This is a genomic window from Cupriavidus yeoncheonensis, assembly GCF_905397275.1.
Lineage (GTDB): Bacteria > Pseudomonadota > Gammaproteobacteria > Burkholderiales > Burkholderiaceae > Cupriavidus > Cupriavidus yeoncheonensis.
The window spans coordinates 14,311-27,372 of record NZ_CAJPUY010000014.1 but is presented as its reverse complement, the minus strand read 5'-3'; the positions used below and the strand labels follow the sequence as shown (position 1 = coordinate 27,372).

The following is a 13,062-nucleotide window of genomic DNA, read 5'->3' as shown; positions in this document are numbered from 1 at the left end:
GCGCGGTCTTTGTCGTCAGAACCGTCTGGCTCAGGCCGTGGTCTTCGGCTCGGCGGCGCGCAGGCGGATATGCAGCTCGCGCAGCTGCTTCTCGTCGACCGCGCTCGGCGCCTGCGTCAGCAGATCCTGGGCGCGCTGGGTCTTCGGGAAGGCGATCACGTCGCGGATCGAGTCGGCACCGGCCATCATGGTGACGATACGGTCCAGGCCGAACGCCAGGCCGCCGTGCGGAGGCGCGCCATATTGAAGCGCATCCAGCAGGTAGCCGAACTTGGCACGGGCTTCCTCGTCGTTGATCTTCAGCGCGCGGAACACCTTGCTCTGGATGTCCGAACGATAGATACGGACCGAGCCGCCGCCCATTTCCCAACCGTTCAGCACCATGTCGTAGGCCTTGGCGATGCACTTGCCCGGATCGGTTTCCAGGTACTGCAGGTGCTCGTCCTTGGGGCTGGTGAACGGGTGGTGCATGGCCACCCAGCGGGCGTCTTCCTCGTCGTACTCGAACATCGGGAAATCGACCACCCACAGCGGCTTCCACACGTCCTCGAACAGGCCATTGGCCTTGCCGAATTCCGAGTGGCCCACCTTCAGGCGCAGCGCGCCCATGGCGTCGTTCACGACCTTGGCCTTGTCGGCGCCGAAGAAGATGATGTCGCCGTCCTTGGCGCCGGTGCGCTTCAGGATCTCGGCAATGGCGGCGTCGTGCAGGTTCTTGACGATCGGCGACTGCAGGCCGTCACGGCCCTTGGCGACTTCGTTGACCTTGATCCAGGCCAGGCCCTTGGCGCCATAGATGCCGACGAACTGGGTGTAGGCATCGATCTCGCCGCGCGAGATGTGGCTGCCGTTGGGCACGCACAGGCCGATCACGCGGCCATTGTCGCTGTTGGCCGGGCCCGAGAATACCTTGAAATCGACGTCCTTCATCACGTCGGTCAGTTCGGTGAATTCCAGCTTCACGCGCAGGTCCGGCTTGTCCGAGCCGAAACGGGCCATGGCTTCGCGGAACTCCATCACCGGGAACCTGGCGTCCAGGTCGACGTCGATGGCGTTCTTGAACACCGTGCGCATCATGTCTTCGAACAGGTCGCGGATTTCCTGTTCGGTCAGGAACGAAGTCTCGCAGTCGATCTGCGTGAATTCCGGCTGGCGGTCGGCGCGCAGGTCTTCGTCGCGGAAGCACTTGGTGATCTGGTAGTAGCGGTCGAAACCCGACACCATCAGCATCTGCTTGAAGATCTGCGGCGATTGCGGCAGCGCGAAGAAGTGGCCCGGGTTCACGCGCGACGGCACTAGGTAGTCGCGCGCGCCCTCCGGCGTGCTCTTGCCGAGCATCGGCGTTTCGATGTCGATGAAGCCCTGTGCGTCCAGGTACTTGCGCACTTCCATCGCGACCTTGTAGCGCAGGCGCAGGTTGTACTGCATCTGCGGGCGGCGCAGGTCCAGCACGCGGTGCGTCAGGCGCGTGGTTTCCGACAGGTTGTCGTCGTCGAGCTGGAACGGAGGCGTGACCGACGGGTTCAGCACGGTCAGCTCGTGGCACAGCACTTCGATCTTGCCCGAAGTCAGGTTGGCGTTCTCGGTGCCGGCCGGGCGCGGACGGACCTTGCCGGTAATGCGGATGCAGTACTCGTTGCGGATCTCTTCCGCGGCCTTGAACATCTCCGGGCGGTCCGGGTCGCACACCACCTGGACCAGGCCTTCGCGGTCACGCAGGTCGATGAAGATCACGCCGCCATGGTCGCGGCGGCGCTGCACCCAGCCGGTCAGGGCCACTTCCTGGCCCGAGAGTTGTTCGGTCACCAGACCGCAGTAGTGAGTACGCATGGAGGACATAAAAGTTTCCCGGTAATACGCGACCGCCCGCCGGGCGGCCCGTGATCAATTGGTATGCGAAGGATCGGCCGTCTCGACCGCTGCCTCGCGGCCGGCGCCAGCGCCGGTCGCCCTGGCAGGGCTGACGGGATCCGCCGGGCGGCTCGGGCCGCCGTTCTTGCGGGGCAGGTCCGCCGGGGCCACCACGCCCATCGAAACGATGTACTTGAGCGCGGCGTCGACGGTCATGTCGAGTTCGATGGTGTCGGCCTTGGGCATCATCAGGAAGAAGCCCGAGGTCGGATTGGGCGTGGTCGGCACGTAGACGCTGACGTACTCGCCCTGCAGGTGGTTCTGCACGTCGCCGCCCGGGCGGCCGGTCAGGAAGGCGATGGTCCATGAGCCTTCACGCGGGTACTGCACCAGCAGCGCCTTGCGGAACGCATTGCCCGACGACGACAGCAGCGTGTCGGAGACCTGCTTGACGCTGGTGTAGATCGGGCCCACCACCGGGATATGGCCCAGCAGCGCTTCCCACCAGCGCACCAGGCGCTGGCCGATGAAGTTGTGCGCGAGCAGCCCGACCAGCAGGATGCACAGCAGCGTCAGGATGGCGCCAAGGCCCGTCACCCGCTTGCCGAACAGCAACTGGTCCGGACGCCAGGTCTCGGGCAGCAGCGCCAGGCTCTGGTCCATGGTGCCGATGATCAGGCTGAGCACCCACAGCGTGATGCCCAGCGGCACGAGCACCAGCAACCCGGTCAGGAACCAGGTCTTCAGCGCGGAGGTTTTCTTTGCGACCACGGCCGTCCTGCGCTCAGTGGCAGGCGCAGGCGCTACCGCAGCCGCCGGCGGCGGGCGCCGCGGAAGTCGTGGTGCTGGCCGACGATTCGGTCGATGCCGCAGCGGTGGCACCGGCACCGGCGGCGGCAGGCGCTGCCGTGCCGGAAGTCGCGGCGGCGCTGGTGCCGCCGCTGCCGCCGCGGAAATCGGTCACGTACCAGCCCGAACCCTTGAGCTGGAAACCGGCCGCGGTCAGCTGTTTCTTGAAGCTTCCGGCGGCGCCGCAGGACGGGCAGTCGGTGAGCGGAGCATCGCTCATCTTCTGCAGCACATCGCGCCCGTGGCCGCAGGCGTCGCAACGGTAGGCATAGATCGGCATGGTGTGTCTTTCGCGAAAAATCTGGATCGGAACTGCGCAGGCACCGTCCGCGCGACCGCGCACGACGATGCAAAGCCTTGAATTATAAACCCTTACGGGGATGCCTGACGGGCGGAAATACGGGCACAAAGCGGCACAACCGGCCGCCGGGGGGCAGGACCGTGGGATCGGGGAGTTCGTCCCGCCCGGGTGGCGGTCAGGCGATATGCACTTCCTTGACCGGCGCGTGATCCGCAATCCACTGCGGCAGCAGCGATCCGACCACCATGCCGCTGATCGAGAACAGCAGGCCGACCATCTGCGGCGGCATCACCGCGTCGACAAAGGAGATTTCGCAGGTCAGCCAGGACCCAAGGCCCAGCAGGATGGCCGCCAGGCCGCCCTGGCGTGTGGCCGGCTTCCAGAACATGCCGAAGGCGAGCGGCACGAACGACGACACCAGTGTGACCTTGTAGGCATTTTCGACCATATGGAAGATCGAGAGATGCGAGTTCAGTGCGAACAGGGTCACCGTGCCCGTGAACACCAGCACGACCGCCTGCATCACGCGCAGGAACTTCCGGTCGTCCAGGTGCCGGAAATACGGCCGCAGGATGTTTTCGGCAAAGGTCACCGACGGCGCCAGCAGCGTCGCCGAGGCGCAACTCTTGATGGCCGACAGCAGCGCACCGAAGAACATCACCTGCGCGAACATCGGCGCGTGCTGCAGGATCAGCTGCGGCAGGATCAGCTGGGAATCCGAATGGATGTATTTCTCCACCATGCCCGGATCGATCAGCGTGGCCGAGTAGGCCAGGAACATCGGGATGAAGGCAAAGAAGAAGTACAGCACGCCGCCAAGCACGGACGCGCGCCCGGCGATCCGCTCGGTGCGCGACGACGTCACGCGCTGGAACACGTCCTGCTGCGGGATCGAACCGAGCATCATGGTGAACAGCGCCGCCGCAAACCCGATGATCTGCACCAGGTCCAGCGAGGGCAGGAACTCGAACTTGCCGGCCGCCGCCGCGTGCGACACCACCGCCGTCACGCCGCCGGCCTGGCCGCTGACCTCGTAGCCGATATAGAGCATGCCGACCACGATGATGATCATCTGGATGAAGTCCGTCACGGCCACCGACCACATGCCGCCGAACAGCGTGTACACCAGCACGCTGGCCGCGCCGATCATCATGCCGGCGTCCTGCGACAGGGCCCCGTCGGAGACCGTATAGAACACCAGCCCGAGCGCCTTGATCTGCGCCGCCACCCAGCCCAGGTAGGACACCACGATGCACAGCGTGGTCAGCACCTCGGCCAGCCGCCCGTAGCGGTTGTGGTAGTAGTCGCCGATGGTAAGCAGGTTCATCCGGTACAGCGGCCGCGCGAAGAACAGGCCCACCAGGATCAGGCACAGCGACGAGCCGAACGGGTCCGAGACGACGCCGGACAGGCCCTCTTTCAGGAATACCGCGGGAATGCCCAGCACGGTTTCGGAACCGAACCAGGTGGCGAAGACGGTGGCGGTGACGACGTAGAACGGCAGGCTGCGCCCGGCCACGGCGAAATCGGTGGTATTGCGCACGCGCAGCGCCGCCCACAAGCCGATACCGACCGAGATTACCCAGTAGATGATGACAAACCAGATCAGCATGCCGCTGCCCTATGCAGAAAATGCCCTTGTGGCGAAAAACCGAATGCCGGGCCAGCGGTTCTGTCCTGCCGTCCCGGAGTCCAATTCATCGGTCGGGGCCGCTTGAGGGGCATTGGGGCGCATTTCCCGGGCGGGATGGCGCACTTGGCCTGCGGTCGTAGCCGAATCAAAACGCGGATTATAGCGACGCAGACCCTTGCGGGCGAAAAAAATTCCGGGGCTTGTGTCAAATCCCCGGGCAAGTGCATCGCGACCGGCACCTCCGGGGCGGGAAGCTGTTGTTACGGCGCCAAACGGCATCGGGCAGTACGGGCAGCCGCCCGAAAGATGCCGTTACACCGATTACAAGCGGCCTGTCATCGCCGCGGACGGCCGGGGCATTGGTGCAGGCAGGGCCGGTTCACCGCTTGACGACGCCGGGCCCGTACCAATAAGCCACCCAGGAGAATCTGATGCCCCAATCGCGTGCCCATACCCTGCGCACTGCCCTGCGCACTACCCTGCTGATCGGCGCCGGCGTTGTCGCCGCCACCGCGTCCGCCTTCGCCATGGCGCAGGCGCCGGCCGTCGCCAACGATGTCCAGCGCGACGTCAACCAGCAGCAGCGTATCGAGAACGGCTTGAAATCCGGCGCCCTGACCACCCGCGAAGCCTCGAGCCTGGAAAAGCAGGAAGCCCGGGTCGACCGCATGGAGTCAAACGCCATGAAGAACGGCTCGGTCTCGCCACGCGAGCAGGCGTCGATCCAGCGTGCCGAGAACCGCGTCAGCCAGGACATCTCCCGTGATGCGCACAACGGCCGGGTCGGGAACCCGGACAGCGCGTCGTCGCAGCGCATGCAAGCCGATGTCCAGCGCAATATCAACCAGCAGGAGCGCATCCGCAACGGCGTGCAGAACGGATCGCTGACCAATCGCGAAGCCGCCGGCCTGGAACGGGGCCAGGCACATGTGGATAACCGCGAGGCGCGCGCCGGCCGCAACGGTCACATCGGTGCCGGCGAGCAGGGCCGCATCATGGGCGCCGAGGACCGCGCCAGCGGCAACATCTACCGTGAAAAGCACAACGGCCATCGCCGCGGCTGAAGCGCCCCGCCGACGGTAACGGCATCGGCGGCGCTGCCCGGCTCAGTCCGCCCGGCGGCGCCAGACCTGCCAGCGCTCCTGCCCTTCGAAGACCGGCAGCGGCGCGGCGGACGGGCGGTCATCGATACGCTCGAAGGCGGGCCCGAGCAGGGCATCCAGTTCGGACGCCGGCATGGCGAACGGCGGCCCGCCGCGCTTGTCGCCCAGGAAGAAATAGCCGGCCAGCAGGCCACCGGCCGGCAGCAGTGCCGCCACGCGTTCGGCATAGGCTTCGCGCAGCGCCGGCGGCAGCGCGCAGAGAAACGCGCGCTCGTAGATCAGCTCGCAGCGCGGCTCCGGCGTGTAGGCAAAGAAATCGGCCTCGTGCACGATCACGCCGGCGGGACCCAGTGCACGGCGGGCCGAGGCGACTGCCTGCGGCGAAAAGTCGATCGCCGTGACCGGCCAGCCGCGCTCGAACAGCCAGCCAGCTTCCCAGCCGTTGCCGCAGCCCGGCACCAGCGTCGGGCATGGCGCCTTTCCCGCGATGAACTGCTGGAACTCGACCGGCACGCCCTGCAGGTCCCAGGGCGTGAAGCCCTGTTCGAAGCGTTCGTCCCAGAATGCCGGATCCGCCGCGTTGCGCGTGGTGAATGCCGGCGCCGCCGGTGCCTTGTCAGCCGGGGTCATGTCTCGCCTCCTTCTACCTACCAGTAGCCGGACCACGCCAGCACATGCGTCAGCACGATGCCGGCCACGAAGCCGCCCACCAGCAGCAGCACGGTGCCGACCAGCCGGTTGGTGCGGCGCTGCTCCGTGACCAGCATGGCCAGCAGCCGCTCCTGTTCGCCATTGGTGTTCAGCGCGCGGCGCTCCAGGAACTGGTGCGCCAGGCGCGGGAAGTCGGGCAGCATCTTGGCCCACAGCGGCGCCTCGACCTTGATCCGTTCCCACGCACCCTTCCAGCCCACCTGCTCGTGCATCCAGCGTTCCAGGAACGGCTTGGCGGTTTTCCACAGGTCCAGGTCCGGGTCGAGCTGGCGGCCCAGGCCTTCGATATTGAGCAGCGTCTTCTGCAGCAGCACCAGTTGCGGCTGGATCTCGACGTTGAAGCGGCGCGAGGTCTGGAACAGGCGCATCAGCACCATGCCCAGCGAGATTTCCTTGAGCGGCTTGTCGAAGTAAGGCTCGCAACAGGCGCGCACCGCGCTTTCGAGTTCCTCCACGCGCGTATCGGGCGGCACCCAGCCGGATTCCACGTGCAGCAGCGCCACGCGGTGGTAGTCGCGGCGGAAGAAGGCGATGAAGTTCTGCGCCAGATAGTTCTTGTCGAACTCCGACAGCGCGCCGACGATGCCGAAGTCCAGCGCGATATAGCGGCCGAAGGTCTCGGGCTGCACCGACACCAGGATATTGCCAGGGTGCATGTCGGCATGGAAGAAGCCGTCGCGGAACACCTGCGTGAAGAAGATCTCCACGCCCTCTTCGGCGAGCTGGTGCATGTCGACGCCGGCGGCCTTGAGCGATTCGGTGCGCGAGATCGGGATGCCGTGCATGCGCTCCATCACGAACACCGTGCTGCTGCACCAGTCCCAGAACACTTCGGGCACCAGCAGCAAACTGGTATCGGAAAAATTGCGGCGCAGCTGGCTGGCGTTGGCCGCCTCGATCATCAGGTCCAGTTCATCGTGCAGGTACTTGTCGAACTCTGCCACCACCTCGCGCGGCTTCAGGCGCTTGCCGTCGGCCCAGAAGCGTTCCAGCCAGGTAGCCAGGTCGCGCATCAGCGCCAGGTCGCTGTCGATGACCGGCAGCATGCCCGGACGCAGCACTTTCACTGCGACCTCGCGGCCATGGTTGGGCCCGCCCTTCAGCGTTGCGAAGTGCACCTGCGCGATCGACGCGCTGGCCACGGGCTGGTGCTCGAAGGTCTCGAACAACTGGTCGAGCGAGCGCCCCAGCGAGCGCTCGACCATCTTGACGGCCACCGCCGAATCGAAAGGCGGCACCTGGTCCTGCAACATCGCGAGTTCATCGGCAATGTCCGCGGGCATCAGGTCGCGGCGGGTGGACAGTACCTGGCCGAACTTGACGAAGATCGGGCCGAGCTTGGTCAGCGCCAGCCGCAGGCGCTCGCCGCGCGGCATGTCCAGCTTGCGCCCGATGGTCATGACGCGGACCAGGAAGCGGATCTTGCGGTTCTGGAAACCGGACAGCACGAGCTCGTCCAGGCCGTAGTAGAGGATGACGAAGAGGATCTTGCCGAGGCGCAGAAGGCGGGTCATGCGACGGAATTCAGGGGGTGGCGCTGCGCCGGGCGGGCAGCAGCAAAAATGGGCGTCATGCCGGCGGTGCGATCAGCGGTGGGCAGACGGCAGCGCCATCGACCCGGCGGGCCTGGCGCGCTCTTGCCGCTCCAGACGCTCCAGACGCTTCTCGAGGCGGGCCAGGTCGTCGCGCAGGCGGCCCACTTCCGTGCTGAAGCCGTCCAGCGCCACATGGCGCACCAGCGTCGGCTTTTCATCCAGCAGGTACTCGGTGACATTCTCCACGAGCGTGCGGCCCACGCGCGTGGCCTGTTCATGCGCCTGGCGTGCGCCATCGACCATGCGCTGGGCCAGGCTGTCGCTGACCGGGCCGCCAAGGATCCCGCGAAACGCCCGCGACAAGTCCTCGGCCGCATCCCAGCGCAGGTTGCGCGCGAGCATCGAAACCGTGTTGGCCAGCTCGGCGTCGCCTTCGATGCGCACATGGCGCATCGCCGCGGCCTGGCCGCCGTCCGCCACGTCGGCGGCGACGAGCGGCCATTGCTGCAGCGGCACCAGGATGGTGACCGCCGGCGCTTCGGCTGCAGGCGCCAGCTCGGTGGCGCCGTCCTCGGTCACGCGCAGCGACAGCGCGAACGCGGCTGCGTCGAGGCGGACCACGCGGCCGGCAAACGCAGCCAGCTGGCCGCGGGCCCAGGGCTCCTGTTCGAGCAGGTGGTTCAGCGCGGCAATCGCGGGCGCGGCCAGGGCGGAAGGCAGAGAATTCATGGCAATGAGCGTGCGGCGCACGGCTGGACAGGCAGGGCTGGCAGGACTTGCAGGACTTGCACCAGGCCGCGCACCGCCTCCAAACGGAGCCTCCAAACGGAAAGGGCCCGCGCTTGCGCACGGGCCCTCCATTCTAAGCTACTCCCCGCTGGCGACACCGCCATGGGGCATTGACGGCACTCAGGATTCCTGCTGGATACCTGCCAGCAGCCAGCCGCCCGCTCCGGAAACCGGCTTGGCCAGGTTCCAGACTTCGGCAAACGGCTGCGCCGCTTCGCCGGCGCGCTCGCGGATCATGCCCGAGAAGCGCACGCTGGCCAGGTGCTGGTTCGGCGACGATTCAATGCCCAGCATCTGCGCTTCCAGCGTCACCACGTCGGTCTTGTTGACTTCGGCGCCGCGCTCGGACAGGTCCATCTTGATCTCGGCGAACATTTCCGGCGTCGTGAACTCGCGGATATCGTCGAGGTTGCCGGCGTCCCAGGCCGCCTGCAGGCGCACGAAGTGCACCTTGGCATTGCGCAGGAAGGCTTCGGTGTCGAAGTCGGCGGGCACGCCCCAGGGCTGCTGAGCCACCGCTTCGGCAGCCACCGCAGCGGCGCCGGCGGCCGGCATCACCGGATTGGCGGCCGGAGTGGGCGAAGATGCCTGCTGGCGCAGCATCGGCTCGGCGTTGTGGTCCAGGCCACCGGCATTGCCGGCACCGGCGTAGGCCGGCTGCTGGCTACGCTGGCTGCCGCCACGGAACTTGCGGATCAGCCAGATCGCCACGAACGCGACCAGCGCGATCAGGATCAGGTTGGACAGGAAGCCCGCCATCGCGCCGCCCAGGCCGAAGTGCGACAGCAGCGCGCCAATACCGAGGCCGGCGGCGATGCCGCCCAGGATGCCGCCCCAGTTGCGCTTGGGCGCGGCCGCGGCCGCTGCGCCGGCGGCGCCGGCGGTGGCCGGTGCAGCCTGTTGCGCGGGTTGCTGGGCCGGCTGCTGCGACGGCGTCTGCTGTGCCGGCGCCTGCTGGCGTTGCTGCGTCACGGTGGACGATTGCTTGCCGATGCTGCGCGAGCCGCCCATGCGCTTGGCATTGGCGTCCAGCGCCACGCCGAGCGCGATCGCGGCAATCAGTGATCCCACCAGGAACTTTCCGCGAATTGATGACATATTCAGTGATCCCCTGTCAGTTTCCACTCAAATCCGGTCTCAGATGCCGAATTCAAGCCCGGAATGGCGATTTAATATTTGCGCCCGACGTGGAGCGCCACAACTCCGGCCGTAAGATTGAAGTATTCGACCTTCTCCAGCCCCACTTGTTCCATCAAGCGTACAAGTGAAGTCTGGTCCGGATGCATTCTGATCGATTCTGCCAGATAACGATAGCTGGGGGCATCCCCCGCCACCTTCTGCCCCAGCCACGGCAGCACCTTGAAGGAATAGATATCGTAGGCCTTCTCCAGCGGTTTCCACACCTTGGAAAATTCCAGCACCATGACTTTGCCGCCGGGCTTCACCACGCGGCGCATCTCGGCCAGCGCGGCGTCCTTGTGGGTCATGTTGCGCAGGCCGAAGGCCACCGTGACCAGGTCAAAGTAGTTGTCGGGGAACGGAATGCGCTCGGCGTCGCAAAGGGCCACGGGCGTGACGATGCCCTTGTCGAGCAGGCGGTCGCGGCCCACGCGCAGCATCGACTCGTTGATGTCGGTGAGCCAGACCTGGCCGGTCGGGCCGGCCTGCTTCGCGAACGCCTTGGCCAGGTCGCCGGTGCCGCCGGCGATGTCCAGCACTTTGTGCCCCGGGCGCACATTGGCCTGGGCAATGGTGAACATCTTCCAGAGCCGGTGCATGCCGCCCGACATCAGGTCGTTCATCACGTCATATTTGCTGGCGACCGAATGGAACACGCCGGCGACCTTGCCGGCCTTTTCCGCTTCGTCGACCTTGTCGAACCCGAAGTGGGTTTCGCTCATATCTCAGACTCCAGGTACAGATCAGTGGTGATGGCCGCAGCCGTGGCCGCCGGCGGCCGCCATGGGCGTGTCGCGATCGATGCCGGCGGCTTCCAGGCGCTTCAGGTAGTCGGCCCACAGCGCATCCTGCTGCTCGCCGAGGCGGTACAGCAACTCCCAGGAATAGATGCCGGTATCGTGGCCGTCGGTGAAGCGGATCTGGATGGCGTAGTTGCCCACGGGCTCGACGGCGGCAATGCCGACCTCGCGCTTGCCGGTCTGCAGCACTTCCTGGCCGGGGCCGTGTCCCTGCACCTCGGCCGACGGCGAATACACGCGCAGCAGCTCGAACGGCAGCCGGAAGCTGCGCCCGTTGTCGAAGCCGACTTCGAGCACGCGCGACTGCGTGTGCACCGTCAGCGCGGTGGGATGGGGTGTATCTTTCTCGAGGCCTGCCATAGTGGATTCGCCGGCGCGGGCGCCTGGTGGGTTGGCGTGACGCGGTTCGCGTTCACGCCTCGCATACGACCCGATAGCTTACCGCAGCGTCCCCGCCTTGCCCATCTTGGGCGCCGGCGCCGTCATCCGGCACATAGCGCAGGCGGCGGCCATGGAACGCCGCGACGGTGCTGCGGTGGGCAATGCTGATGATCGCCGCGTCGGGCAATGCCTCGACCATCAGGCGGTACATGATGCCTTCGGTCTCCTCGTCGAGCGCGCTGGTGGCCTCGTCCAGGAACAGGTAACGCGGCTTCTGCAGCAGCGCGCGGGCGAATGCGAGGCGCTGCTGCTCGCCGGGCGACAGCCGCAGCGACCAGTTGTCGAACACGTCGAGCTGGTCCACGAGCTGCGGCAGGCGCGCCTGGAGCAGCACCGCCTGCAGCGCCTCGGCGGCGTGGGCCGTGCCTGCGTCCGGATAGGCGAGCGCGTCGGCCAGCGTGCCGATCGGCAGGTAGCTGCGCTGCGGCAGGAACAGCGTGCGCGCGTCGGCCGGCATCGTGACGGTGCCGCTGCCGTATGGCCAGATGCCGGCCAGCGCGCGGAACAGCACGCTCTTGCCGCAGCCCGATGGCCCGTTCACGAGCCAGCGTTCGCCCGGCGCGATGGACAGCGAGAACGGCGCCACCAGCGGGCGCTGGCCAACGCTCGCGCCGCGCTGGGCACGCACCGGCAGCGCAAGGCCCAGGCCGTCGACGCGGATGCCGGCCTGCGGCTCGCCGGTATGCTCGACCTCGATATCGCGCACGCCGGTATGCGCTTCGTCCTGCCGCTCGGCTACGCGGATCGCTTCCTGGAAATCGATCAGGCGGTTGGCCGCAGCCTTCCAGCCCACCAGCGTCGCGTAGCTGTCCACGAACCACGACAGCGCGCCCTGCACCTGGCCGAAGGCCGAGCTGGTCTGCATCAGCCCGCCCAGCGTCATCTTGCCGGCGAAGTAGCGCGGCGCCGCCACCAGGATCGGGAAGATGATGGCGAACTGCGCATAACCGGAACTCACGAAGGTCAGCCGGCGCGTATAGCGCATCAGCTGGTTCCAGTTCGCGCGGATGCGGTCGAAGCGCGCGCGCAGGCCGGCCTGCTCGGTCGGCTCGCCGCGGTACAGCGCCACGGGTTCGCTGTTCTCGCGCAGGCGCACCAGCGTGAAACGGAAATCGGCCTCGTATTGTTCCTGCTGGAAATTCAGGCCGATCAATGGACGTCCGACGAGATGCGCGATCAGCGAGCCGATCACCGCGTAGCCCGCGGCGAACCACACCATGTAGCCGGGGATCACGATCTCGTTGCCGCCCAGCGCAAGGCTGATCGGGCCGGACACCGTCCACAGGATGCCGACGAAGGACAGCAGCGTCACCACCGAGTTGAGCAGCCCCAGCGACAGCGACAGCGCGCCGTCGGTGAACTGGCGCAGGTCGTCCGAAATACGCTGGTCGGGGTTGTCGGTGGTATGCGTCTGCTCGATCCGGTAGTACGCCTGGTGCCCCATCCAGTGGCCCATGAACTGGCCCGTCATCCAGGTCCGCCAGCGCATCTGCAGCATCATCGTGTAGTACTGCCGCGAGATGGCGGCCACGATGAAGAACGCCGCGATCCACGAGAAGCGCAGCAGCAGCACCTTGAACGAGGCATAGTCGCGCTGCTCCAGCGCGTTATAGAACACGCGGTTCCACTCATTGAGCAGCACGTTGATATAGACGATGCCCAGGTTGAGCGCCACCACCAGGGTGAGCAGGCCGAGGCCCGCCTTGCGGTCTTCGGACTTCCAGTAGGGCTTGATCAGCGCCCAGGTCGCGGCCATGCGCAGCCGGCTCTGGATCTTGAGGGCCCGGGCGGGAATGGCCGGACCCGGTACGGTGACGGAAGTCGGTGTCGTGGACATAGCGGCAGCGGTACGCCCGCCGGCGCTGCGGCG

At 66.7% G+C, this 13,062-nt stretch carries 12 protein-coding genes; 1 reads left to right on the top strand and 11 read right to left on the bottom strand.

Annotated features, from left to right (window positions below; translation table 11 throughout):
* Positions 1-30 precede the first annotated feature (30 nt).
* The 4 genes from aspS to KHO22_RS19405 form a co-directional block, all read right to left on the bottom strand.
* Positions 31-1,839 carry an aspartate--tRNA ligase gene (gene aspS / locus KHO22_RS19420; protein WP_211948801.1) on the bottom strand — a complete coding sequence of 603 codons (1,809 nt, stop codon included), beginning with the start codon at positions 1,837-1,839 and terminating at the stop codon, positions 31-33.
* Between the two features lie 45 nt (positions 1,840-1,884).
* Positions 1,885-2,622, bottom strand: coding sequence for a DUF502 domain-containing protein (locus KHO22_RS19415; protein ID WP_211948800.1), 738 nt, complete (start codon positions 2,620-2,622; stop codon positions 1,885-1,887).
* Positions 2,623-2,635: 13 nt separating this feature from the next.
* A complete protein-coding gene (locus KHO22_RS19410; protein ID WP_211948799.1) occupies positions 2,636-2,980 on the bottom strand; it encodes an FmdB family zinc ribbon protein in 345 nt (114 codons plus the stop codon).
* A 196-nt stretch (positions 2,981-3,176) separates the two neighbouring features.
* A complete protein-coding gene (locus tag KHO22_RS19405; RefSeq protein ID WP_211948798.1) occupies positions 3,177-4,613 on the bottom strand; it encodes a high affinity choline transporter 1 in 1,437 nt (478 codons plus the stop codon).
* A gap of 452 nt (positions 4,614-5,065) precedes the next feature.
* Between KHO22_RS19405 and KHO22_RS19400 the strand changes: the two genes are divergently transcribed.
* On the top strand, positions 5,066-5,698 hold the full coding sequence (locus KHO22_RS19400; protein ID WP_230426934.1) for a hypothetical protein: 633 nt from the start codon (positions 5,066-5,068) through the stop codon (positions 5,696-5,698).
* Between the two features lie 42 nt (positions 5,699-5,740).
* On the opposite strand, the gene KHO22_RS19395 is transcribed toward KHO22_RS19400, so the two are convergent.
* From KHO22_RS19395 to KHO22_RS19365, 7 genes are all read right to left on the bottom strand, one after another.
* On the bottom strand, positions 5,741-6,367 hold the full coding sequence (locus tag KHO22_RS19395) for a methyltransferase domain-containing protein (protein WP_211948797.1): 627 nt from the start codon (positions 6,365-6,367) through the stop codon (positions 5,741-5,743).
* A gap of 17 nt (positions 6,368-6,384) precedes the next feature.
* Positions 6,385-7,962, bottom strand: a complete 1,578-nt coding sequence (ubiB, locus tag KHO22_RS19390) for a ubiquinone biosynthesis regulatory protein kinase UbiB (RefSeq protein WP_211948796.1) — start codon at positions 7,960-7,962, stop codon at positions 6,385-6,387.
* Between the two features lie 72 nt (positions 7,963-8,034).
* Positions 8,035-8,712: a ubiquinone biosynthesis accessory factor UbiJ gene (locus KHO22_RS19385; protein WP_211948795.1), complete on the bottom strand. Its 678-nt coding sequence runs from the start codon at positions 8,710-8,712 to the stop codon at positions 8,035-8,037.
* Between the two features lie 180 nt (positions 8,713-8,892).
* Positions 8,893-9,870 carry a Tim44 domain-containing protein gene (locus tag KHO22_RS19380; RefSeq protein ID WP_211948794.1) on the bottom strand — a complete coding sequence of 326 codons (978 nt, stop codon included), beginning with the start codon at positions 9,868-9,870 and terminating at the stop codon, positions 8,893-8,895.
* 71 nt (positions 9,871-9,941) lie between these two features.
* Positions 9,942-10,673, bottom strand: coding sequence for a bifunctional demethylmenaquinone methyltransferase/2-methoxy-6-polyprenyl-1,4-benzoquinol methylase UbiE (gene ubiE / locus KHO22_RS19375; RefSeq protein WP_211948793.1), 732 nt, complete (start codon positions 10,671-10,673; stop codon positions 9,942-9,944).
* Between the two features lie 21 nt (positions 10,674-10,694).
* Positions 10,695-11,111, bottom strand: coding sequence for a gamma-butyrobetaine hydroxylase family protein (locus KHO22_RS19370; protein ID WP_211948792.1), 417 nt, complete (start codon positions 11,109-11,111; stop codon positions 10,695-10,697).
* A 52-nt stretch (positions 11,112-11,163) separates the two neighbouring features.
* Positions 11,164-13,029, bottom strand: coding sequence for an ABC transporter ATP-binding protein/permease (locus tag KHO22_RS19365; protein WP_211948791.1), 1,866 nt, complete (start codon positions 13,027-13,029; stop codon positions 11,164-11,166).
* Positions 13,030-13,062: the final 33 nt, after the last annotated feature.

Bases quoted from the DNA above. Each gene is read 5' to 3' on its own strand.
- aspS (WP_211948801.1), bottom strand. From the start codon at position 1,839: ATGTCCTCCATGCGTACTCACTACTGCGGTCTGGTGACCGAACAACTC.
- KHO22_RS19410 (WP_211948799.1), bottom strand. From the start codon at position 2,980: ATGCCGATCTATGCCTACCGTTGCGACGCCTGCGGCCACGGGCGCGAT.
- KHO22_RS19405 (WP_211948798.1), bottom strand. From the start codon at position 4,613: ATGCTGATCTGGTTTGTCATCATCTACTGGGTAATCTCGGTCGGTATC.
- KHO22_RS19400 (WP_230426934.1), top strand. From the start codon at position 5,066: ATGCCCCAATCGCGTGCCCATACCCTGCGCACTGCCCTGCGCACTACC.
- KHO22_RS19395 (WP_211948797.1), bottom strand. From the start codon at position 6,367: ATGACCCCGGCTGACAAGGCACCGGCGGCGCCGGCATTCACCACGCGC.
- ubiB (WP_211948796.1), bottom strand. From the start codon at position 7,962: ATGACCCGCCTTCTGCGCCTCGGCAAGATCCTCTTCGTCATCCTCTAC.
- KHO22_RS19385 (WP_211948795.1), bottom strand. From the start codon at position 8,712: ATGAATTCTCTGCCTTCCGCCCTGGCCGCGCCCGCGATTGCCGCGCTG.
- KHO22_RS19380 (WP_211948794.1), bottom strand. From the start codon at position 9,870: ATGTCATCAATTCGCGGAAAGTTCCTGGTGGGATCACTGATTGCCGCG.
- ubiE (WP_211948793.1), bottom strand. From the start codon at position 10,673: ATGAGCGAAACCCACTTCGGGTTCGACAAGGTCGACGAAGCGGAAAAG.
- KHO22_RS19370 (WP_211948792.1), bottom strand. From the start codon at position 11,111: ATGGCAGGCCTCGAGAAAGATACACCCCATCCCACCGCGCTGACGGTG.
- KHO22_RS19365 (WP_211948791.1), bottom strand. From the start codon at position 13,029: ATGTCCACGACACCGACTTCCGTCACCGTACCGGGTCCGGCCATTCCC.